Source organism: Synechococcus sp. Nb3U1 (assembly GCF_021533835.1).
GTDB lineage: Bacteria > Cyanobacteriota > Cyanobacteriia > Thermostichales > Thermostichaceae > Thermostichus.
The window spans coordinates 2,063,930-2,086,838 of the sequence record NZ_JAKFYQ010000001.1 but is presented as its reverse complement, the minus strand read 5'-3'; the positions used below and the strand labels follow the sequence as shown (position 1 = coordinate 2,086,838).

The window sequence follows — 22,909 nt, the reverse complement described above, 5'->3', positions numbered from 1 at the left end:
GGTCAACTCAGAAAATATCGAAGTAACTGTGGGACTCAAGATTCAAGGTTTAGCCGTTGTCGTTCGGCAATGCGTTCATGACTGTTGAGCTTGAGGAGGTAGACAGTAGTGCGACCCTCTGGGGTGATGCCATTGATCCGAGCATCTTGCCAACGGAAATGATCAGACCATTGTTGTGTACGGGGATTGAATAAAAAACTGAACGCTCCAGTTTCAGGGTCGAATGAGCCGAGGTCGGTGCCTTTGTAGCGATTGCACCGCCAACAGGCATAGGCCAAATTTTCGGCATTGGTTGACCCGCTGTGTTTAAGAGCAATAATGTGATCGACTTCATGGGGATAGAAACTAAGGCTATTGGGTAGTAGACAGTACTCACAGCGGTGCTTGGCTCGCTCTTCCACTTGGCGACGGAGCGGTTCCGGAATAACAGTCACGATGGGGAACCTGTGGTGAGGTAGGGTAAATTGCCGGCCTTGAGCAAAATGATGAGATGCTCGATGCGTTCGTATTCGTCCAGTTCTTTCACTTCGTCGGGTTCAATGGTGCCATCATGGCTGCGAGCCAGAAGATACCGGAGTCGAGCTTGCATTTCCGGGGTAGGTCGAAAGGTTGCAACCTGCTCAGGCGTTGGTTGGCTGGTGAGAAAGTCGAGAATGTAGCGATAAGCCTGCGTTGAAATGATCGAGGGCTGTAAACAAAGCCGTAAAAGCTCAGGCAACTGATCCTGTATTGGAGCAAGGCGCTCCATCAAATCATCTGGAATTTCGATAGTCAAGCTAGCCATTGTTGTACGTCTAGTAAGGATCTTGTTATGTTTTTCGTACTGGAGCTATCTTCTGGGAGCAATTTGATTTTGCGGGCTTCATGATAGATTCGACTAACTCGGTGTTCATGGCTTAACTCCTTGAGGATTTCTCTGTGTTTTCTGTGTCTCCGTGGTTCGTATTCACCACAGCGGCAGATCGGGCACGGAGGGTTTATGAGGTTGAGAGGGATCTTATTTTTTGGCGAAAGGCGCGTAAGGCTGGACTTCGGCCCAGCTCTCGGCTGTGCTCCAATACTTCTGATATCCACGCCACAATTGGCAAATCGGGAAAGGTGGGGCTGGTGGTAGAAACTTGATAGTGTCCGGCTTGCAGGAGGTAGATTTTTAGCTCAGTCCCCTCATAGACCCACAGTTCCAGAACCCCTAGGCGGGTGTAAGCTTCCATCTGGATTTTGGAGGTGATATCGACCTCAATCGCCAGATCGGGAGGCGGGTCAACGGATAAGTCCAGCCGATCCTTCCCAATCATGGTTTGGTGATTTTGAATATAGAAACATTCGTCTGGCTCAATGCCGTAGTTCATTTCTTGCCACTTAAACGTCGTTGAGCCAAAACATTCGCAGTCAATTTCTAGTTCTTCCAATAGGATTTTGACGATATCTCCGATAATTGATTTCTCTCGCTCATGTTTGGGTAATTGCATTCGGATTTCTAAAATTCCATCGCTATAGGCAATGCGGCTAGCGCGTTTTTCGCCTAGTTCATCCAGGATGGCTTCAAATTTTGACCAGTCTAGGTCGTGGATCCGCAGACGCTGACCGGGGGGAACGCTGAGTTGTCGAAGTTGGAGGGTGACCATCGTGTGACTTCAGTGTTACTCCCAGATGAGGGTGAGATCCATGACAAAGTTGGGTAATATGGTTTCGCCAGATAGGGTGCTGGGCTGGTTGAGCCGTTGCATGGGTTGTCCGGGTTGATAGCAGTAGACGGTCTGGGTTTCGGGGTCAATTAACCAGCCCAGTTGGGTACCGTTGTCGATGTATTCTTGCAGTTTGGCCTGGAGGGCAGCAAGGTCGTCACTGGGGGATTTGAGTTCGAGGACGAAGTCGGGACAAAGGGGGGCAAATTTGCGCCGTTGCTCGGGGGATACGTTATCCCAGCGAGTTTGTTCAATCCAGGCGGCATCGGGGGAGCGGATGGCCCCGTTGGGGAGGGTGAAGCCGGCGGAAGAATCAAAGGCTACTCCGAGTTTGGCTTGGTGATTCCATTGCCATAATTGGGCGCTGAGGCTCAAATTTTGACGACCACTTTCACTTCCGGCGGGGGATATGGCGATCAGTTCTCCTTGGGCGGTGCGTTCCAGCCTTAGATCGGGGTTCTGTTGGCAGAGTTGGGCAAAGACTTCATCAGTCAGTTGGAGAGTGGGGCGCAGATTAAGGGCGATCATGGGAGTCTCCTTGTGGGGATTACACGTCAAGCTGAAAGGCTTGGATTAGGGTTTGGTTTAGGCACTGTATCTGCTGCGTGCCCAGGCTGCCTAATCGTCGCTGAAGCAACTGTCGCTCTAGGGTGACAATTTTAGTCACTTTGATTTTGGAGGTGGTTTTAAGTCCTGTTTGCGTAAATTCTGGGTCGCTTGTCTCCAGAAGCAACTCATCCAGCGTGATGCGCTCAAGGTTCTGCGAAGAGATAAAGCACAGTGTGATGTCTTGCCCTTGAGGCTCGACCCAAAGAACGACTGCTGGCCTCAGTTTAGTTTGGCTAAGGTCGGTAAAGGGAAAGGGAACCAACACAATATCGCCTTTCGCTAAGGACATGGAATGGGTTCTCCATCATCCAGTCTATAGAGGTCGAGTTCGTCATTCAAGAACTCGAAACTACCACCTCGTAGGGCGAGGGTGACGAGATCTGGGGTAGATGGGTAAGCAAAATCAAAGAAAAGCTTTTCTTCTAAGATGGCTTGCTCCTCTGGGGAGAGTGAACGGATAAGCTGAATGACAGATTCGACTAACTGGGTGTTCATGGCTTAACTCCTTTAGGATTTCTCTGTGTTTTCTGTGTCTCCGTGGTTATATTCACCACAAAGGCACAAAGGGTTATAACAAACTGGTTTGGATGGGTTCGCTAGGTTTCACCTCTGATGCTAACCGACTGATTTCGGGCCAGGAGATGACCAGGCTGTTGTAGGCTAGGGCTTCTTGGGTTCAGTTTTTTCTGTCGCACAGGCTATACAGCCGATAGGCCAAGTCACGGGCGATGTCGCCTCTGCTTCCCAGTTTAGCCAGCAGGGCGGCGGCTCCGGTTTCACCCTGTTGATCGAGGGTATGGATGAGGTGTTGGGTGATCAGCCAGTCGTTTGCCCCCTCACCCCCGACCCCTCTCCCACGTGGGGAGAGGGGAGAAGGTGTGCCTTGCTCCTCCCTCGCCCCTGGGGAGAGGGAGGCTGGGAGGGTGAGGGCGTCCCGTTTGAGCAAGCGCACCTTGCCGCCCTTTGCTTCTAGAATGCCCGCCTCTACCATGCCTTGTACACTGGTATTTTTGGCTTTGCTGAGGGTTTCAGCATCACCGTACTGTCCAGGCTCAAACTGATACTGTTCAAACCAGGTGAGTGCCCAACGGGTATCACCATCAAATTCACCTTCCTGCTCGGTGAGGTATTCGTCGAGGATTTGGTTGATCAGTTGCAGGGCGGTGCGGACGCGCAGGGGGGTGCCATCGTTTTCGAGGACGGCGGTGTATTGGGAGTAGATGGCCATGCCGGGGCCAATGCTGTCTTGTTGGGCGAGGTCTACGGGGGCGATGTTGCCTTGTTGGAGGGTTTTGAGGGCTTTGGGGAGTTCGCGTTTGAGTTCGGTGAGGAATTGGCGGCGGGTAATTTTGGGAGCGTCGCTGGGGCGGGGGCGGCAGACGAGGACGATCGAGGAAACAAGAGCGTTGGTGCCGCTAGCAACCATGCGGTTACTCAGTTCACTTCGCATGGGCCAAGTACCGTTAATGGTCAGGTTTGATTGTAACAATCCCTCCAGCATGGTTTCCCACCCTGTCGAGGCGATCACTTCTTCGCCTTTTTTGCCTTCTTCTTCCTGTTGCTTAAAGGCATAGAATATTGTGACGGGATAGGCATCATGGGTTACTGCTCTCATGCGAGAGAAAGCTTGTCTGATTCCAGATTCAAAGAAATCTTTAGCCTTTTGTTTGCTACCTTCAAAGCGATAGAGTGTGGAAACCAGTTCTTGGGCTTTCGGGACTAGGAGGGTGCCACAAATATTAGGATAGATGCTTCCTAGAGATCGGCGTAACCAAACGTAAAAGAAGTCAGAGAGATCGGCGTAACCAATGTTGTCGCAGTTATGCACACATCCCATTGCTGTAGTGTAGGAGTGATCTAGGGTTTCAAGGTTATATACATATCCGGCATAGGGTTTCTTTTCTATTTTCCGAATGGGTACAAGATAGCCATTTTCCCACCAGGATCCATGTTGGCTAAACCGCTTGAGGGATAAAGGCTCATTTTTGGGTTCGCCAATATGATGGGCTAGTTTCAGTAAGGATGGCCCGTTGACGATGATGTTGTGCTGGGGGTAGCGGGCGATGACAGGATTGCCGTTAACGATCGTGGTTTTTACGGTGCGGGTATGTAAACAGGAGCGAATGTCTAATTTCTGGAGAATGAGTTGAATTTGTCCGGCCAGGGCAGGGGAGACGGTGACAGCTTTGTAGCCATTATTGGCACGATAGCCATCACCCCACCAGTAGCCTCTAATCAGGCCTTCTAAAAATTCAGCAGGTAGCTCTAAAACCCATTGGGGCAGACATTTATGTCCGTCTTGGGTATAGAACCAGGTACGGAAAAGGGTGGTAATGGGTTTTGAGTAGAAGTTGAGACGGAAGGAGTTATTATTATTTTTGCGATTGTCGGTGGTTTTGCCGGGGCTGAGGTGAAAGCAAGTCTGCATCAGATGGATGATGTCGTCTTTCAGGTTTTGCTCTTCCCAGTGCAGGGTAAATTGAATAGTTCCACCATCGGATTCTAGGCGAGCATAGCCCTCGGCAATGAAGAAGCCAATTAAACGGCAAAAATCGGGAGTAATTTGTAAGCGATCTGGAATTGTATATTGACGATCGAGGCAAAGGGTAGCGGTTTGTTGTTCTCTGCGATCGAGAGATTTAGAGGTTGCTTTTTGGTGGTGTAGTAACCCATTCCGCTCTAGATAGTCACTCTGTGGCAAATATTCTCGCAGGCTAATCGAGCGACGAAATTTATTCGTAGTTAGTGTCGGTACAAAAATTAGATCATAGGGTTTAGCCTCTGAGGTGGGTATCCAGTCGAGATGATAGTCGGCGAAGGCTTGATGTCGGCAGTGGCCTTGGCTTTTGATGTAGGAACAGTCGGGATGGCAATAGCTGAATTGATAACCACAGGGATTGGTTTGAATGCCATAGATTGGGTGTTCTCCAGTGATAATCAGAGGGTGGTTAACGCCTGCAACAGTGAGGTGATAAATGTCTCCTTCATACCAACGTTTGGAAGTGTTGATGACAGGGGAAAATTGCCCTTTATGAGTTAAAACTTGATCGCCGATTTGGATGTCTTGAATGGGGACATAGCCTTTGGCGGTTTGGATGAGGGTATCTGGGGCAAGGCAATAAGGGGGATCGGTGGAGATGAGTTTGGGGGTTGTGTCGTGGGGGTGAGGGGTGGTTGCGTCGTGTTGCTGGACTTGAGTGCGAGAGTTGGGAAATTCGTTTTCAATTACTTTGTAAACCCACTCAATTGCACCATTAAAGTTCCCGGTTGAGTCACTGAAAGCATTTGCTTCTGCAAAATCCCAAATCATTGGAATTGCTTGCCTAACAAATGTATTTCTGACTTTCACACATCCAACATCCCAACTACAAATAGTTGAACATCTATCTGATAGTTTATCAACAGAAAACGCCAAATAAGTTGCGATCGCATCTCCATAAGCCCTAGCCCCGGTTCCGCCATCATTCAACGGCACATCATCATCCGGCAGCCCTGCGACAATAGCATCCTGGGTGGCTTTTTCCCGTGCTTCCCTCACCAAATCGCTGAAGGTGGTTAGCGCTACAAGTTGACGCGGCGTGAAGAGATCTGAAATCTTCTTCATTCCATAGTTTGGAGTCTTAAAATCTCTCGGATTATGCGGCAAATCAGCATCAGGTTTCCAAGTTGGTTGTGCTGATTGGGCAATTTCGACGTGTTCCGCTTGGGGTGATAGATAAATTCGTCCGTTTTGTCCTTCAGCGACGATCGCCATCAACTGCTGACTCATCCGCCCCGCTTTACCCTGACTTCGCACATGATCAAGCGGTACAGGTGTTTCGCAAGCAACACACCGCGCCCCCTTACGTTCCACCGTTCCTTCTGGCGCTTTCCCCTGCCCCGACTTGACCACAAACCGGATGGAGGGAACAGATGAGAGGGAACTGGGAACAGAATCATCACTATTCCCTGTCACCTCTTCCCTATTCCCTACGATCGGCTCTACCCAAGCCTCCTTCCCCTTCTTGGTTGAAAGCTGGAAACTCTGTACCAATGGCATCTGGCACCCACAAGCCGGGTTTGGACATTTCACCGTCCGCGCCCACAGCCACGCAATGACAGTTGCCTCACCACCACCAGACTCCTTCGACAACTTCACCTTCGGATACAGATGCCCAATTCGCTTAAATGCTTCTTCTCGCATCCACGCGCCGTAATACCGCACGTCTGCGGCCAACCCTTGAGCGCCAAGCCAGTTGCGGATCTGCGATTTGTCTTCTGGGTTAATCGGCGGTCGATCTTTGAACTTCGGCGGGATCTCAATCAGCGCCTTGTTGATCAGCACCGCCACCGGATTCAAATCACTGGCATGAGCCTCTAATCCCAACCGCTGTGCCTCCAATGGGATCGATCCACCCCCAGCAAACGGGTCATAGGCAGGCGGCGCATACTTGGCGATATACTCGCGCACCGCGTCCGGTTTTGTCGGCGGTTCCTCGCCTCTCTCCCATGCCAAACACCGCGCTATCTCTTGCTGAGCTTTCTCCAGCACCTTAGATTTGGGGTCATTCACCTCATCCCAAGACACTAGGCCTTTCACGACCTGCTTGGTGTTGCCCTTCTTGTCCGTCTCAACAACAATCCGCCCCAAAATGTCGAACAAGCGCTGCCGTTCCTGGTTTTGCGCTTCTTCCGTCGGAAACTTGTCTGGCCAGCTACTCGGATCATCCACCAGCGACGACCACAACACCGCCCGACACGCCGCCAGCGGCCGCCTTGCCCACCACAGATGCAGCGTGCTGGGGTGCCCATGCCGAATCGACTTCTCCCGCGCCGACTCCATGTTGATGGCTTCCAGCGGCAGGGCAACTTCAATCAGCTTTTTGCGGTAGGACATGGGGGTTTAGGACTGAGGTAACTTGAATAACTGCTGCAAAGCAGCTTCCACAGAGGCAGCATCTTGGCTCGTGAGTTTATCGATTTTTCTCAGCACCAAGGCATGATCCAGAGTAAATAACTTCATCCGAATGATGGAAGGTGCTTGTAGGCCGGTGGATGCTAAATCCTGAATTTGTACGTCTAAAGGCCAGGAGCTATGGGTTGATGTGGTAATCATCGCCAAGACACTGCGATCAAGCAGCGTGTTGAATGCAGCCAGGTCTGACAATACCAGAGCGGGTCTGCGTTTAGTCGCTGTTCTATCTGTGAATGGAAAGGGCACGACAACGAGATCAAACTGTTCAAACTGGCTGCTCATAAATCTTGATAAGCCAAGTTATCCGCTTCTGAATCCCACTCGGTCAGCGTTGCCGCAACAGCATCTAAATATTCTCCATCCACCGCTGGGCTAGAGGGTTCGTCGTACCGTAACACTGTCCCCTGCAATGGATAGTCTCCTGAAAATGCTTGACTTGAAAGTTCCGCTTTTGACTGCTCCAGGATAATGATTTCTACCGTATCTCCGGCATGAAACGGTAATCCTTTCAAGACGAGAGTTCCATCCTCCATTAGAGTTGCAGCGAGTTTGTGAGCATTCATGAATTTGACTCCTAAAATAAAAAACACTTAGGCATAGAGATTATTCAAGATCAGCTTCTGAGAGGTGGGCTTGTTTCATAAAATAGTGGAGTAGTCCGATTTTGAGGTCTTTATTGCCGTGGATTGGGATAGAGATGCGGACTGACTCACCGGGCTTTGTGTAAATGTGATAGCTGCCCTGTACCTGAATTAATTGCCATTCCTTACGCTCCAAAATCTTGGCAAACTGCTTGCCCAAAATGGATTTCATACCGCAATTTCCATCACTCGGCTCTTCTCTGAAGCTGAAAGCATTTCGATGTCCACGGACAAACAACCCTCGATCGCCTCATAAAGATTTTCGAGCAACTCTTCAAAGCTATCTCCTTGCGTCGCACATCCTGGAATGGCAGGCACTTCTGCCCAGTAGCCCCCTTCTTCCGCCTCATGAACAATAATTTTTAACTTCATCGTTTTTTCTCCACATCAGTAAAAGTTACAGATTGCAATAAGCCAGTTCATCAGCTTCCGAGTTCCATTCTGTCATTGTTGCCGAGATTGCTTCCCAATTTTCGGCAGGTAGAGTTGCAGCTAACTTATGGGCATTCATAAAATTGACTCCTGAACAAAAAGAACCACAAAGACACAAAGGGCACAAAGTTCTTAGTGTTCTTTGTGTCTTTGTGGTTCACCCCCCCGTTCCCATAGTTCCCGCCATTCGTAGTTCACGCTACTGGCCCCAAAATCTGGCTCTCGCTGAAACGGCTGCCGCACATAGCGCACAATGCACCCCTCGCCCGGTACGGCATAGGTGCCCGAAGTCGTCTTTACTCTAAACGCATCCCCCTCTGGAAAACTGTGATCCATCGGCACCTGCACCAGCGCCAAAATAAAGTTCTCGGGTTTATTGAGCGCCGTCAGAATTTCGTTTTTAGTGACAGTAACTGTCTCTGCCCCTTCGATCCGGCCCTTCACCTCAATCAATCGAAGTCCCTCACCCCCAGCCGAGGATTCAATGTCATAACCACATTTCTGGCCGCTCACATCCTGTGGTTCATACCCCAACGCCCGTTCTGCGGCCATAACTGCGGCCATTGCAGCAAGCTCAACTCGCTTGGTTTCCCTGGCAAAGGTACTGGTTGTCGATTCCCGTTTTCCTTGTAACCGTTGCAAAAGCCCGATCGGCACTACCAGCGCCCCACCGACAACCACTGGCGGTAGAGGGGACAGCTTGCGTTCCTGCTCCAACTCAGCCAGACGCTTTTGCAAGCGATCGGCTAACTCATCTGCGCGTTGCTGTGCTCTAGCAGAGTTGAGCTTGGCATTGGGCTTTCCGGCCTGTTCCTGCAGGCGGAGTTCAGCGGCGCGTTGATCCCAATAGTTGATCTCCTTGGTCAAGCGATCTTTGACCGCTCGAATGGTTTTGTCAATGAGTTCTTCCTTGCGCTCCCGGACTTCCTGGAGGTGCTGGGGAACCAAGTGGGTAATGGCGTAGCTGGTCGCCTTGCTTTCAATATCATCGCGAAGACCCAAATGATTCAGCGCCGATTCTGCCAAAGGCTTTTCTGCTTCCTCTAATGGTCGATAGTCGAGATAGGGGGCATAACCAGCGCCAATGGTCTGACCTGTGCTGTCAATTTCGACATATTGCATTCGACGCGAGACGACCCGCCGCCGCCCATCTCGTTCGGTGCGCGCATCCTGAATCGAATGCTCCAAATACACCAACACCCGGACCGCCTCCCCCGGATCATTGTCATCTACCAGGATGGCCCCCCGCCGCAGCACATCCCGATGACGCTCTAAGGTCAAGTCAAGCACCGCATCCAGGAGGGGATGCCCCGGACAGACAAAAGCCGCCAGCGGTTTGCCAGGCACACTGATCAGTTCCTTGTCAAAACAGATTCGCTCATACCGTTTTAAGATAGCTTCACCCACTCCAATGAGGCGATCGCAATTGCGAATGACCGCCGGCACATGGGTAATTTCATAGCGTTTGGGTTCCCGCTGTCGAATCGTACTGCCCAATCGCTGGAAGGCTTCCAGGAAAAAGGAGGCAATGAAATGGGGCTGGAGTTTGCGGGCTTCCGCTCGCTCCATCTCCTGGCGGATCTGCTGAACCTTCGTCGCATCCATCGTATCCCGTGCGAGGGCGCGTTCCTCCAGTAACTCCCGCAGACGAGCCTGGTCAAGCCGATCGCTCACCACCTGATCTAGCTTGGCTTTGACATCGGGGCGATCGCCATAGCGGATCGCTTCAATCAGCAGTTCTCGCAATTCCTTACCTGCGATCGCCTTCCCCAACACATCAAACACCTGGCCACCGAGGGCTTTTTGCTCAATCTCCAACTTCTTGAGCAGCGCCAGATACACCTCCCCCTCGCGGGTTTCCGCCGCCACCAGGTTCCAAAGATGGCAGACTTCGGTCTGTCCAATCCGGTGAATCCGCCCAAACCGCTGCTCCAACCGATTCGGGTTCCAGGGCAGATCATAGTTCACCATCAAATGCGCCCGTTGCAGGTTAATCCCTTCCCCCGCCGCATCCGTCGCAATCAAAACCTGCACCGTCACGTCCTGCTTAAACGCCTCCTCCGATCGCTTACGCTCCTCCCGCCCCATCCCCCCGTGAATCGTCACCACTGCCTCCGGTCGTCCCAGTAGGGTGGTAATCTGATGGATCAGGTAGTTCAGCGTGTCCCGATGTTCGGTAAAGATTACCAATTTGCGCGACGAACCACCAAGACACAGAGACCACAAAGGGTTTTCTTCATGTCCTTTGTGCCTTTGTGGTGAAAAAATCCCCTGAATCACCCGCGACAACTCCTCCCACTTGCGATCGCACCCACTCCGCCGCACCCGCAGCGCCAGCGCCTCCAATTCCCCCAATCGCCCAATCTCCGCCTGAAGCTCCGCGATCGTCCGCGCTGCCGTCGCCAGATCCACCAGCCCTTCCTCCGCAGACTCCCATTCTTCCGCCGTCAAATCCTCCTCATCTAACTCACCACGAAGACACAAAGACCACAAAGAGTCTTCTTCGGATCCTTTGTACCTTTGTGGTTCCCTCTCCTCTTTCAACCGCTTCTCCAATCGCTCCCTTCTTCGCCGCAACGACTGATAAATCGCCTCCGGTGACGAGGCTAACCGCCGCTGCAAAATGGTCAACGCAAACCCTACCGTCCCCTTGCGCCCCTCATTTGCCAGTGCTTCTGCCCGATTAAACTCTTCCCGCACATAGTCCGTCACTCGCCCATACAGCACCGCCTCCAACTCCGACAAGGCATACTGCACCGTATGTGCCCGCCGCTCTGGAAACAGCGGTTTGCCGTCAAACTTCAGCAGATCCTCCTTCACCAATCGCCGCATCAAATCCGACACATCGCAGGTATGTACCCCATCTCGGAATCGCCCCTCAAAGCGATCGCCATCCAGCAGTGCCAGAAAAAGCTGAAAATCCTCTTCCTTGCCGTTGTGAGGCGTTGCCGTCATCAGCAGGAAATGGCGGGTCAGTGTTGACAACAACTTACCCAACTTATAACGCTTCGTTTCCTTAATTTCACCGCCAAAAAACGAGGCCGATAGTTTGTGCGCCTCATCCACCACCACCAAATCCCAATCCGTTTGCCTGAGCCTGGCTTGTAAACTCTCATCGCGACTGAGCTTGTCCAAGCGGACAATGACCAGCGGTATCTCAGCAAAGGGATTTCCCGTCCGAGCCGCTTCAATCCGGTCATTGGTCAGAATCTCAAAAGGCAGATGAAACTTGTGCGACAACTCATCCTGCCACTGCACTGCCAAACTCCCCGGACACACGATCAGGCACCGTTGTAAGTCCCCCCGAATCAGCAATTCCCGGATCAACAGTCCCGCCATGATGGTTTTCCCCGCACCCGGATCATCCGCCAGGAGAAACCGCAGAGGCTGACGGGTCAGCATCTCGCTATACACTGCCGTGATCTGGTGGGGCAAGGGTTCCACCAACGAAGTATGCACCGCTAGCAGCGGATCAAATAAGTGCGCCAGCCGAATGCGATAGGCTTCGGACACCAGCCGCAGCAACGCCCCATCCCCATCAAAGCTCCAGGGTTGCCCTGCGGTAACAATTTCCAGGGTGGGTTCGCGATCGCGAAACAGGATCTCCGTGTGAGGTTGACCGTTTGCATCCTTATAGGTCAGCTCAACCACATCAGTGCCATGCCACTGCGCATCAATCACGGTAACGTTGTGAGTCGGCAGGATGCCTTTGACGGTAGTACCACGGGTGAGATCTTCGAGTTGAGCCATAGGCTATGAGTTTCTGGGAATAGGGTCGCTGTGAAAAGTCCGATACTCACCATTTCTCACAGTGTAGATGTGCTCTATCTCCTCGTGGCTAACTATCTTGACGGTAGGAGAAACACTCTCAGCTACCCCACATCGTCGATATGGAGATCAAAGGGTTATCACAGAAGCATTGCAAGGGGATCCCATCCATGAAGTTGAGTAGCAAAAATCTAGAAGTCGCTCTAAACAAAACGTATGACGTGATCGTGGCCGGGGGAGGGGCGGGTGGCCTCTCGGCGGCAATTTATCTGGCCCGTTACGGATTGAGTTGCTTGGTGGTGGAAAAGGGCAAAGGTCGCTCGTTTTGGATGCAGGATCTGCGTAATTATCTGGGTCTGGCCCCGATAACGCCAGGGCGAGAACTGTTGCAGCAGGGCCTGGATCACGCCCTCAGCTTGGGGGTGGACTATTTGCGCGGGTTCGTGGAGGATGCCAGTGATGAGGGGGATCACTTTGCCGTCAAGGTGAAGGTGGGCAAGACCAACAGTCTCTACCCGATTTTTCACAGCAAATATCTGATTGCAGCCACTGGCATTATCGATCACCTGCCGCAGTTGCCTGATATGCAAAATGTTTATGACTATGCAGGTTATTCCTTGCATGTGTGTTTGATCTGTGATGGCTACGAAATGCGGGATCAGAAGGCTGTATTGATCGTCAATTCCGAGGCTCAAATTAACGCCGCTTTTGTGCTCAATTGGTTTACCCCTTATATTTCGGTATTGACCCACGGGTTGTGCTCGGTCAGCTCGGCGATGCGAGAAAAACTCTATGAGTATGGCTATCCCCTCTACGAAGCCCCGATCCGTCGCTTTTGTGGAGAAAACCATCAATTGAGTGGGGTAGACCTGGAAGATGGCACCCACATCGAAGCCACCACCGGCCTTGTGGCGATGGGATCCCAGTATCACAATGCCTACCTAAAAGGGATCCTGGATTTGAATTGGCAGGGGGAGAATCTGCTCACCGATGAGTGGTGTCGTACCTCCCATCCGCGCCTCTTTGCCCTGGGGGATCTGAAGCAAGGCTTGAACCAAGTGTCGATTGCTGTAGCCGATGGCACCCTGGCCGCTACGGCGATTTGGCGGGAGATCCGCCGGGCCACTCCAGGGCGTAAGTGGGAAGAACATCTGAGTAGAGCTACCCATCCGCAAGGCTAAAAATGCTGCCTCAAATACTGCTTAATTTATCTTTTTTTCGGATGGGTTGGATTGTTTACTCATTTCCTCAATTTTCGGTATAAAAAGGTCGCTAGAAAATAATTTATGCCCCTCCACTTTTAGATTAACCAAGATATTCTGCTGAGGGATCCCTACGTGCGCTGTTAAGGGCTATTCTCTCTGAGGTTGCCCATTGTTTTCTTTATTTTTGATGAGGAGTGATGCTCATGGATAATCCTCAGTTGGGATCCCAGGGATCCCTTGGGCTAATCAATCGGGGCAAACAGGGGAGAATGTGGCGATGGCTAAGTTTGGCCGGCTCCCCTTTTGTTGGACTCTTGCTGTGGGTAAATTTGGCTGAAGCTGCGACTCTTATCGTGAATTCAGCTGCCGATGTTGTTGCGGATGATGGGGAGTGTACTTTACGAGAGGCGATCTTTGCGGCCAACGGCAACATCCCTGCTGGTTCAACTCCGGGAGAATGTGCCGCTGGAGAGTTGGGAGGCGACATCATTCTCTTCAGCAGTGAGATGATTGGCCAAGTGGTGACAGTCTTTGAAGCTCTGCCAGAGCTCAGCGAAGAGCTGATCATTCGAGTGGCTGGGTCTACAGAAATCGACCGGGTTACTGTTCAAAGGGAGATCACAAACCCCAGTGAATTTCCGATTTTTCGAGTGGCTGAGAATATCACCGCTACTTTTGAGAACCTAACCCTTAGAGGTGGTCGAGCAACAGGCTATGCATCTGGAGGAGGGATCGGAGGGGGGAGCACCATCGTTGTTAGCAACAGCACCTTTATCGACAATATTGCTGGGCTTAGAGGGGGTGCGGTTGCGGGTAGATATGTGAGTGTGAGCGGCAGTATCTTCCTCGACAATAAAGCCGCCTATGGCGGTGGGGTTGGGGCCACTTTTTCGGCCACCGTGACCAACAGCTCCTTTAGGGGCAACAGCGCCCTAAATCGAGGGGGAGGGGTTTATGCTCAGGAACAGACAGCAACAGTAACCGATAGTACCCTGACCAACAACAGTGCTTCGAGTGGGGGCGGAATTAGCGCCGGAGGGGTCAATGTAGCTAGGAGCACCCTAACGGGTAATACCGCGTCCAACTCGGGTGGCGGGGTGTATGGCCGAGTGGGGGCCGCAATTGTCGAGAGTCTTGTCACCTTTAACGTTGCGTCTTTTTCTGGAGGGGGTGGCAGCGCCGACTTCATTCGGATTCAGGACAGTACCCTTTCCGGTAATTTTGCCGGAAATCGCGGTGGTGCTGCCTATGGCCTTAGGAGTGTCAGAGTGATCAACAGTACCCTGAGTGGAAACTCCACCAATGAGTCTGGGGGCGGCGTTTCTGCTCTGCAGTCTCTAGAGGTCAACAACAGTACCATCGTATTCAACCGGGCCAAGCAGGGGGGCGGGGTAAATTTCCTGAGTGTTGATTCGTTTTCTCTCGACAACAGTATCGTGGCAGGGAATACCAATAGCAGTGGGAATACTCCCGATGAAATCAGAGGTACAGCGACAGGATCCCATAATTTAATTGGTGATACAGAGACTTCTGGTGGGCTGATCAATGGCAGCAACGGCAATCTTGTCGGCATTGCTTCTGAAGATCTTGGCCTGGGGCCTCTGGCCAATAATGGTGGTTTTCAAACGGGCGTGCAGGCAGCTCGGCAAACGATTCTGACCCATGCTCCGCAGCCGGGGAGTTCTGTGATCAACGCCGGAGATAATTCCCTAATTCCTGCAGAAATTGAATTTGATCAGCGAGGGGTTGGATTTCCGAGAATCTTAAACGGCACCGTCGATATGGGTGCTCTGGAAAGTGAACTCACCCCTCCGCCACCGACCCCTTCTCCATCTCCTCCCTTACCGATGGGTAAACCCCCTCGCCCGCCGCGTCCCCCCCGGCCCTTTCGTGATGGATCTCTTGTTCAAGGTTTGGACTGGAGCATTAGCCTGCTCACCTCTGAAGGTGAACGTTCTGGGGTTGAGTCGATAACGCTAAGAGCCCAGGATCTCAAGGGAATAGCGTTTAACTTTTTCAATGGCGAGGAGGCTACTTCTACAGATGTGAAAATCTGTCTACTGCTGCCAGCCCCTCTAGAGCGTCTTGGGCTCTCCCCTTCAGATACCCTCCTCAGAGGCGCCCTTTACGTGGAAATCAATCAACAGGAGGTTGAAGACTTTGCCCTAGAAGTAGTTGCCGCTGATACCTCTTTGCCTGAAGTTTGCCAGGGATCCAATGGGAATGGCGCTCTGGTACTGGGGCTTCCTCAGGGGATCCCGGCATTGGCTGAAGGTAGCATTTTGCTCATCACCAATCCTTGGTAACGATTCTCCCTACAGCCCTTGCACGGGTTTTCTGTGATGCTGCCTGGCTTGCGTCCCCTGTGGAGCAACTGATTGGCAAGATTTGCTGTGCTAGGTGACTAGAGAAAGGGCTGTCAACGTCAAAGCTTCCACATGATTTCTTCGGAGCAGCAAATATGAACCTTAGGAAATCCCTAACTTGGATCTACCGGCTCACCTTCTCTTTCCTCCTGTTGGTAGGGGTAGGACTTATCTATAGCTGTGGCAGGAACAATTCCATGGCTACAATGCCCGATCCGATTGCTCAACCTGCTGCGACTGGGTCGATTGGGGTGAGCAGCCGTTTTGGGGATCCTCCGGTGGTCAATCAGGCCCAGACTGTTTCTCTAACCTTGCTCTGGGAATAGCGCAAAAAAAGAGGATCCATACTGTTCTGTCGGGAACGCCACCGCTAGCTGGGGGCAGTTATGATTTGCTTGACCATTCTTGTCCTCTTTCTTGGTCATTTGCATGAAGCCCACCCTTCCTCTGGCCCTGCTGTTGGGATCCCTGTTTTCTCTGGCCAGTTCACGAGCTGCCTCAGCCCAAGCCCTGCTCTCGGGTACGGTGGAGCGGGTGATCGGGGGGGATGATGTGCTGGTGAATATCGACGGCCAAACTGTACAGGTGGATCTGGTGTACATTCGCCCGCCGATTGGATCTCTGCAGGCGGAGCGACAGGCCCGCAACTATTTAGAAGAACTGTTGCCTCCCGGTACACCAGTGCAGTTGGATGTGGCCTGGCGGGCTTCCGATGGCCGCTTGTTTGCTTATGTGTATAGCAGCGATGGCTTGGTGAACTTAAAAATGCTGGAAGCAGGGCGCTCCGTGGCCCCTTGGCAGTTGCCCAATCCAGTCTTGCAAACCTGGTACAGCGAGGCACAAACCTATGCCCAGGCCAACCAGTTGGGGGTATGGCAGGCGGTGGAATCGGCTTCTATGGCCCAGGCTGCGACCCCGTTGCCGGGCGGGATCCCGGCGTGGAGTGTGGGCGGGGCGGTGGCGGTGGTGTCGCTGGGGCTACTGGCCCAACAGTGGCGGCGCAAAGGTGCGAAAACCCAGCCTCTAAAACAGGAATTGCGAAAGCTACAGGGATCCCTGGCGGAACACCTGACCGAGCAAAAACACCTGGAGCGACAACTGCAAGCGGCCAAGCAACAGGTAGAGGTCTGGGTGGAACGGGCCAAACTGGCTCTACAAAATGATCAAGAAGATCTGGCCCGCCAAGCCCTGCTGCGCAAGCAAGCCCATCTGAAAGAAGTGGAACGGCTGCAACGGTCTTTGGATGCTGTGGTGATGCGGGTAGAAACCACCCGTATTGAGCTAGCAGGACTGGGATCCCCGTCCGGTCAGGAAGACGAGCTGGACTGAATGAAACTGACTGAAGTAGAGTGTGCGGGTTCATCGCTGGAGATAATAGGAAAGTTTGCACTGTCGGGATCCCTCCCTCGAGCTATGTCTGTTTCTCCGCAACTGGCACAACTGGCCACCTGGATGGCCGGACACTTCAATAACCTGCAACAGGCGATCACAGAGCCGGTTTGGTTTGCCAATATCCATGTGTATCAATGCCCCTTGCCCTGGTCGGTCTTGGATGGGGTGGGGTTTTATGTGGAGCAACTGTACGATATTTATCTCGAGCAGCCCTATCGTCAGCGGGTGTTGCACCTGTTCGAGTCTCCGGACGGGATCCGCATTCAAAACTACGCCCTCACGACCCCCGATTCTTACAGATGTGCCGGTCGGGAGTTGGGGAAATTGGCCAGCCTGACAGCAGCGGGGTTGGAACCCTTGCCCGGATGTATCACCCAGGTGGAATGGACGGGATCCCACTATCGGGGCCAGAGTGTGCCCGGTAAGGGGTGTATCGTGGAGCGCAAAGGCAAAACCACCTATCTGTATAGCGAGTTTGAGATCGGGGCCGACTATTTTCACAGCCTTGATCAAGGGCGGGATCCGGAAACTGACCAAGTGATTTGGGGATCCCTTTCTGGGCCATTTCAGTTTGTCAAAAAACAGGATTTCTCCGGATATCTTCCTCAGTGGGGCTGAGATACTGGCAGTGAAGACTTGCGGGGTATCGGGGATCCTCTAAGCGTTGCCATGGAAATGCAGCGTCGTCGCTTTGTTCTTGCGGTGGTGTTCCTCGGCTTGGCGGGGATCGGCGGAGTGGTTTGGGGGGTGGCCCACTACTACAGCCGCAACTATGTGTTGCAATTGGCCACTGGCAGTTCCACTGGCGAGTATTACGCCTTCGGACAAGCTCTTGCCACTGTGGTCAGTCGCCATCATCCCCACATTCGCATTGAGGTTCTAGAAACCGAGGGATCCGTCCAGAACATCGAGCTGGTCAAAGAAAATAGAGCGCAACTGGCTCTGATCCAGAGCGATACCCCCGTGCGGATGCCGGTACAGGCGGTGTCGTTCTTGTTCCCCGAGTTTTTTCATCTGCTAGCCCGCCCAGAAGCCAAGATTGTATCAGTAGCAGGTTTGGCCGGCAAACGGATTGCCCTAATGCCTGTTGGCAGCGGATCCTACAGCCTGTTTTGGCCCTTGGTGGCCCATTACAACCTGGGCCCAGAAGATTTTCAGGCCCAACCCATGGGGGTGGAACAAGCCTATGCCGCCCTGCGCCAAGGGGAGGTGGATGCCCTGTTTCGCATCACCGCCCTCGGCAACCCTGCCATTCGGGATTTGGTGGGATCTGGCCAGGCCGAGGTGGTACCCATCGATCAGGCGGAGGCTCTGCAGCTCACCCTGCCCTACTTGGAGGAAGTGGAAATACCCAAGGGTACCTATCGAGGTTTTCCAGCCATGCCCACAGAAGATCTGGCCGTGGTAGGGGTACGTGCTCTGCTGGTGGCCCATGACCAGGTGGATCCCGCCCTGATCTACACCCTCACGCAACTGCTTTACGAATTTCGCAACGAGATTGTAGAACTCTACCCCCGGGCTGCCACAATCGTTATGCCAGAATCAGCGCAAAACCTGGGGGTGCCCCTCCATGCGGGGGCGCGAGCCTATTTTCTGCAGGACGAACCCAGCTTTTTGGAGCGTTATGCCGAATCTTTGGGGTTTATTTTGTCGGTATTGGTGCTGCTGTTGTCTAGCTTGTGGCAGTTCCGCTTGTGGCTTCAGGAACGCCAAAAAAATCGTGCCGACATGTACAATTTGCAGCTCTTGGATTTGGTGGCCCAAATTGAAGACAGCACCGACTTAGAAACAATGGCCCAATTGCGGCGACAACTGTTTGAGATCCTACGCCAGGTGGTTTCGGATCTAGATCAAGACCGCATTAACCCCGAATCCTTTCAGTCTTTTACCCTACCCTGGGAAGTCGCCTTCACTACCTTGCGCCACCGGGAGCGGATCTTGATGGAGGCCCCAAGCCCAGAACCCAACCCTGCTCCCAGGACTCGAGTATGACCTTCAATTTTTCAGAAGATCCAGTGCTAGGCACCTCGCGAACCCAGATCATCGCCCACCGTGGGGATCACACCCAAGCAGAAGAAAACACCCTAGCAGCCTTTACCGCAGCCATTCAGGTGGGGGCCGATCAGATCGAGCTGGATGTCCGCCGCAGCCAGGACGGGATCCCGCTCATTTTTCACGATACTGACTTGGGGGGACAACCCGTAGCAGCCTTAACTTGGGTGGAGATTCAAACCCGCAAACCCACGATCCCCACCCTTAAAGAGACCCTGTTGCACATCAAAGGCAAAATCACCCTCGATATCGAACTTAAAGAAGCGGGATATGAAACACAGGTTCTGGCCTTGATCCGCGACATTCTCACCCCAGATCACTACGTCATCACCTCCTTTTTGCCGCAGGTGGTTCAGCAGGTGAAAATATGGGATCCGCAGCTACAAGTTGGGCTGCTGGTAGACAGGAAAGACCCGGAAACCCAAGATTCACAGACAACGGAACCCACAACCGGATCCCTATTCCGATACAGTCGAGATTTAGGCGCTGATTTTCTCGCCCCTCACCACAGCTGGATTGATCCAGAATTTCTTAACTTAGCCACTCAAGCCGGGATCCCGCTCTATGTCTGGACGGTCAACGATCCTGAGCAGATGAAAGATTGTTTACAGGCTGATGCCATTCTCGGACTAATCACCGATTATCCCCAATTGGCTTTACAAATCCGCGCCGATCTTTTGCATGAATCAGGTCATGAATCGGCTTAAAGCATTGGGACAAACTGAACCGGGAAAGAGCCCTTTTGCACAAACCCTTGTGCTGTTCTGCCGAGGATCAACAAAGATTGGGATCCCTCCCCGACTGGAACCACCAATGTGCCTCCTATCGCCAGTTGATCCAGTAGAAGGGGCGGCAGAGTAGGAGGAGCCGCCGTTACCACAATGGCATCATAGGGGGCATGTTCTGGCCAACCTTGGTAGCCATCCCCCTGACGTATCTCCACATTTCGATAGCCCAAAGCCTGCAAATTTTGTTTGGCTTGCTCGGCCAAGGAAGGGATCCGCTCCAGGCTATAAACCTGTTTGGCCAGTTCCGCCAAGACTGCCGCTTGATAACCCGATCCGGTGCCAATTTCCAGCACCACCGAGTCCGATGTAATGTGGGCCGCTTCCGTCATAAAAGCAACGATATAGGGCTGAGAAATTGTTTGATTACAGTCAATGGATAGCGGACGATCCGTATAGGCGCGAGCTTGTTGTTCAGGGGGGACAAAACGATGACGGGGAACCCTTTCCATAGCCTGAATTACCCGTTGATCCTGGATCCCTCGTTGGATGATTTGCTCTCTAACCATTTGCTCTCGCTCTAAGGCAAAAGGATCAAGTGCTCTCGCCTCAGAGAGCCTGGATAAAGAGTGGGAATTGCCCTCACGAAAAGACGGAGGTGGGCCGGCCATTGGTATACAACCTCCAAGATAATGGGTTGCTAGGATCTTTCTCTTCCCCTTCTGCTATGGGTGCCGCGATCCTGCTGGCGAAGTCTTGTTTCGGGGTCATCGCACAACTCCCATACAACTCTGGAGACAAGGGATCCCTGTAGGGTCTGACTTACGATTTTCTGGAAGGCTTTGTGGGGGCTTTGATATCTCCATAACCGATGACGAAAGCCCCCCTTGCATAAGAAACGTTGACTGAGAAACGCTTTGGGAAAGCTTATTTCTATCCTGACGCACCCGGCGAGGAACTTACAGCTTTAATGAAGAGATCGTTAAGAGATCGTTGCCTACTAAAAGTTGGAATCGGGTTTGGGGATCCCGCCTCAGCCTGGGCGCGGATCGCCAGTTCGGTGACAGATCGTAAACTGTCCTGAGGGATCCCTGGGGAAAGAACCTGGTTTACTAGACTGTAAATGTGATTTACGGTACAGATTATGACGACTGCCATCGCTTCTGCTACCCCCACTGCTCCTGGGACGACGCTGCTGAACGTCTGGCAGAGGTTAGCCGAACAATTTCCCAAGCACATCGCCCTGCGGGATCCCCATGTGCAGCCGGTTTTCGAAATTACCTACGGGGAGTTCTTCCAACGGGTACAAGCGCTAGCGAGCGGGTTGCAAGCCCTGGGAATCCGCCCTGGGGATCGGGTTGCCCTGATTGCCGATAACTCCCCCCGCTGGTTGATGGCGGACTTGGCCACCATGTTTACGGGGGCGGTGAATGTGCCTCGTAGCGCCATTGCCGACCCAGAGGAGCTGGGCTACATTTTGCGCCACTCCGGCAGTACCACCTTGATCGTGCAGGATCTGAAAACCCTGAAGCGGATCCAGTCGGATGTGCAGGAATTGGGTCTCGAGCGGGTGCTGATGCTTTCGGATGAGGAACAGGCAGGGGTATTGAACTTTCCGCAGTGGCTGCAAAAAGGACGGGATCAAGTTTATGAACCCCCACGCCTAGATCGCTCCCAACTGGCCACCATCATCTACACCTCCGGTACCTCTGGTCGACCGAAAGGGGTGATGCTCAGCCACGGCAACCTCATGCACCAGGTAGAGAACTTGGGGGTGGTCGTACAGCCGCAACCGGGGAATAAAGTGTTGACCATTCTGCCCACTTGGCACTCCTACGAACGGGCTTGTGAATATTTTCTTCTCAGTCGTGTTTGTACGTTGGTCTATACCAATCCACGCTTTATCAAGCAGGATCTCAAACAAGAACAGCCTCATTTTCTCATCGCTGTTCCCCGCATTTGGGAAACTGTTTATGATGGGATCCAACGACAATTTAATGAAAAAAGTGCCCTGATGCAGCGGATTATTCGTGGGTTGATCCGGCTGAGCGAACGCTACGTACTGGCGGGTCGTGTGGCTCGGAATCAGTCGATTTTGCACTACGGGGCCAGTGGGGCTGAGCGTCTTCAGGCTCGGGTACAACATCTGCTGCTGTGGCCTGTGTACCAATTGGGGGATCTGCTGATCTACAGAAAAGTGCGGCAAGCCCTGGGGTCTAACTTTCAACATGCCATCAGCGGGGGTGGATCCCTGCCGGCTTACCTGGATCTGTTCTACGAAATCGCCGGAATTTCCATTTTGAACGGCTATGGCCTGACGGAAACCTCTCCGGTACTGTGTGCGCGGCGGCCTGAGTGGAACGTGCGCGGTACGGCGGGTCCTCCTTTGCCGGGCACCGAGTTTCGCATTGTCGATCCGGAAACCCAGGATCCCTTACCTCAGGGCGAAAAAGGGTTGATTACAGCGCGTGGCCCTCAGGTGATGATGGGCTACTACAACAACCCTGAAGCCACGGCGAAAGTGCTGACTGCGGAGGGCTGGTTCGATACTGGAGATCTGGGTTGGCTCACCCCCGACGGGCAACTGGTGATCACCGGGCGGGCCAAGGATACGATCGTGCTTTCTAATGGAGAAAATATTGAGCCGCAACCCTTAGAAGATGTGTGTCTGCAATGTCCCTACATCAATCAGATCGTGGTGATTGGGCAGGATCAGAAAAAATTGGCAGCCCTCATTTACCCCAACCTGGATGCCCTGCAAGCCTGGGCCGCCGAACAAGGGATCCCGACTTCCGAACCGGAGTTGCTGGCTAGCCCACAGGTGCGTTCCCTGATTTTGGAAGAGTTGCACACCCGCATCCGCCAGCGACCGGGTTATCGACCGGATGACCAAATTGGGGATTTTCGCTTTTTGCCGGAACCCCTGAGCGTGGAAAACGGCCTCATGACCCAAACCCTGAAGATCAAGCGCAACCCCGTGGCCGAGCGCTATGCCCATCTGCTGAAGGAGCTGTATCCAGCTTGAGATGAGCGTCCGTATCATGAGAGGGATCCTCTTGGCGTTGGCGGGACAGGCTCCC

21 protein-coding genes are annotated in these 22,909 nt (G+C 52.8%); 8 read left to right on the top strand and 13 right to left on the bottom strand.

The features are described from left to right. Positions 1 to 35 precede the first annotated feature (35 nt). The 12 genes from L1047_RS09930 to L1047_RS09875 form a co-directional block, all read right to left on the bottom strand. On the bottom strand, positions 36 to 434 hold the full coding sequence (locus L1047_RS09930; protein ID WP_235278696.1) for an HNH endonuclease: 399 nt from the start codon (positions 432 to 434) through the stop codon (positions 36 to 38). Continuing rightward, positions 431 to 718 carry a hypothetical protein gene (locus L1047_RS09925; RefSeq protein ID WP_235278695.1) on the bottom strand — a complete coding sequence of 96 codons (288 nt, stop codon included), beginning with the start codon at positions 716 to 718 and terminating at the stop codon, positions 431 to 433. The genes L1047_RS09930 and L1047_RS09925 overlap by 4 nt, the downstream gene beginning before the upstream one ends. Positions 719 to 977: 259 nt before the next feature. Then, complete coding sequence (locus L1047_RS09920) at positions 978 to 1,625, bottom strand: Uma2 family endonuclease (protein WP_235278694.1); 648 nt, start codon at positions 1,623 to 1,625, stop codon at positions 978 to 980. Positions 1,626 to 1,640: 15 nt separating this feature from the next. Continuing rightward, entirely contained in the window at positions 1,641 to 2,213 is a 573-nt protein-coding gene (locus L1047_RS09915) for a Uma2 family endonuclease (RefSeq protein ID WP_235278693.1), read from the bottom strand. Positions 2,214 to 2,232: 19 nt separating this feature from the next. Beyond that, a complete protein-coding gene (locus L1047_RS09910; protein WP_235278692.1) occupies positions 2,233 to 2,583 on the bottom strand; it encodes a type II toxin-antitoxin system PemK/MazF family toxin in 351 nt (116 codons plus the stop codon). Then, positions 2,574 to 2,789: a hypothetical protein gene (locus L1047_RS09905; RefSeq protein WP_235278691.1), complete on the bottom strand. Its 216-nt coding sequence runs from the start codon at positions 2,787 to 2,789 to the stop codon at positions 2,574 to 2,576. The genes L1047_RS09910 and L1047_RS09905 overlap by 10 nt, the downstream gene beginning before the upstream one ends. 181 nt (positions 2,790 to 2,970) lie before the next feature. Further along, the gene (locus L1047_RS09900) at positions 2,971 to 7,170 is read right to left on the bottom strand and encodes a DUF1156 domain-containing protein (protein WP_235278690.1); all 4,200 of its coding nucleotides are present in this window, start codon (positions 7,168 to 7,170) and stop codon (positions 2,971 to 2,973) included. A gap of 6 nt (positions 7,171 to 7,176) precedes the next feature. After that, a complete protein-coding gene (locus L1047_RS09895; RefSeq protein ID WP_235278689.1) occupies positions 7,177 to 7,530 on the bottom strand; it encodes a type II toxin-antitoxin system PemK/MazF family toxin in 354 nt (117 codons plus the stop codon). Next, positions 7,527 to 7,811 carry a hypothetical protein gene (locus L1047_RS09890; protein WP_235278688.1) on the bottom strand — a complete coding sequence of 95 codons (285 nt, stop codon included), beginning with the start codon at positions 7,809 to 7,811 and terminating at the stop codon, positions 7,527 to 7,529. The genes L1047_RS09895 and L1047_RS09890 overlap by 4 nt, the downstream gene beginning before the upstream one ends. 40 nt (positions 7,812 to 7,851) lie before the next feature. Further along, on the bottom strand, positions 7,852 to 8,061 hold the full coding sequence (locus tag L1047_RS09885; protein ID WP_235278687.1) for a type II toxin-antitoxin system HicA family toxin: 210 nt from the start codon (positions 8,059 to 8,061) through the stop codon (positions 7,852 to 7,854). Further along, a complete protein-coding gene (locus L1047_RS09880; RefSeq protein ID WP_235278686.1) occupies positions 8,058 to 8,261 on the bottom strand; it encodes a type II toxin-antitoxin system HicB family antitoxin in 204 nt (67 codons plus the stop codon). Before L1047_RS09880 ends, L1047_RS09885 begins: the two co-directional genes overlap by 4 nt. Before the next feature lie 192 nt (positions 8,262 to 8,453). Next, positions 8,454 to 12,071, bottom strand: coding sequence for a helicase-related protein (locus L1047_RS09875; RefSeq protein ID WP_235278685.1), 3,618 nt, complete (start codon positions 12,069 to 12,071; stop codon positions 8,454 to 8,456). Positions 12,072 to 12,259: 188 nt separating this feature from the next. Here L1047_RS09875 and L1047_RS09870 point away from each other — a divergent pair, with 188 nt between their 5' ends. The 7 genes from L1047_RS09870 to L1047_RS09845 all read left to right on the top strand — a co-directional run bounded on the left by L1047_RS09870 (position 12,260) and on the right by L1047_RS09845 (position 19,811). Next, positions 12,260 to 13,270 (top strand): NAD(P)/FAD-dependent oxidoreductase, encoded by a 1,011-nt coding sequence (locus L1047_RS09870; protein ID WP_235278684.1) that lies wholly within the window; start codon positions 12,260 to 12,262, stop codon positions 13,268 to 13,270. Positions 13,271 to 13,497: 227 nt separating this feature from the next. Beyond that, on the top strand, positions 13,498 to 15,600 hold the full coding sequence (locus tag L1047_RS09865; RefSeq protein ID WP_235278683.1) for a CSLREA domain-containing protein: 2,103 nt from the start codon (positions 13,498 to 13,500) through the stop codon (positions 15,598 to 15,600). 257 nt (positions 15,601 to 15,857) lie between these two features. After that, positions 15,858 to 15,986: a hypothetical protein gene (locus L1047_RS16515; protein ID WP_268836295.1), complete on the top strand. Its 129-nt coding sequence runs from the start codon at positions 15,858 to 15,860 to the stop codon at positions 15,984 to 15,986. Positions 15,987 to 16,089: 103 nt separating this feature from the next. Further along, the gene (locus L1047_RS09860) at positions 16,090 to 16,989 is read left to right on the top strand and encodes a PspA/IM30 family protein (RefSeq protein ID WP_235278682.1); all 900 of its coding nucleotides are present in this window, start codon (positions 16,090 to 16,092) and stop codon (positions 16,987 to 16,989) included. An 84-nt stretch (positions 16,990 to 17,073) separates the two neighbouring features. Next, a complete protein-coding gene (locus L1047_RS09855; protein ID WP_235278681.1) occupies positions 17,074 to 17,670 on the top strand; it encodes a chromophore lyase CpcT/CpeT in 597 nt (198 codons plus the stop codon). 51 nt (positions 17,671 to 17,721) lie between these two features. Continuing rightward, on the top strand, positions 17,722 to 19,044 hold the full coding sequence (locus L1047_RS09850) for a TAXI family TRAP transporter solute-binding subunit (protein ID WP_235278680.1): 1,323 nt from the start codon (positions 17,722 to 17,724) through the stop codon (positions 19,042 to 19,044). Further along, a complete protein-coding gene (locus L1047_RS09845; RefSeq protein ID WP_235278679.1) occupies positions 19,041 to 19,811 on the top strand; it encodes a glycerophosphodiester phosphodiesterase in 771 nt (256 codons plus the stop codon). Before L1047_RS09850 ends, L1047_RS09845 begins: the two co-directional genes overlap by 4 nt. Here the strand turns inward: L1047_RS09845 and L1047_RS09840 are convergent. Beyond that, positions 19,808 to 20,398 (bottom strand): protein-L-isoaspartate(D-aspartate) O-methyltransferase, encoded by a 591-nt coding sequence (locus tag L1047_RS09840; protein ID WP_235278678.1) that lies wholly within the window; start codon positions 20,396 to 20,398, stop codon positions 19,808 to 19,810. The genes L1047_RS09845 and L1047_RS09840 overlap by 4 nt on opposite strands. A 575-nt stretch (positions 20,399 to 20,973) precedes the next feature. Between L1047_RS09840 and L1047_RS09835 the strand changes: the two genes are divergently transcribed. After that, the gene (locus L1047_RS09835; protein WP_235278677.1) at positions 20,974 to 22,854 is read left to right on the top strand and encodes an AMP-dependent synthetase/ligase; all 1,881 of its coding nucleotides are present in this window, start codon (positions 20,974 to 20,976) and stop codon (positions 22,852 to 22,854) included. Positions 22,855 to 22,909: the final 55 nt, after the last annotated feature.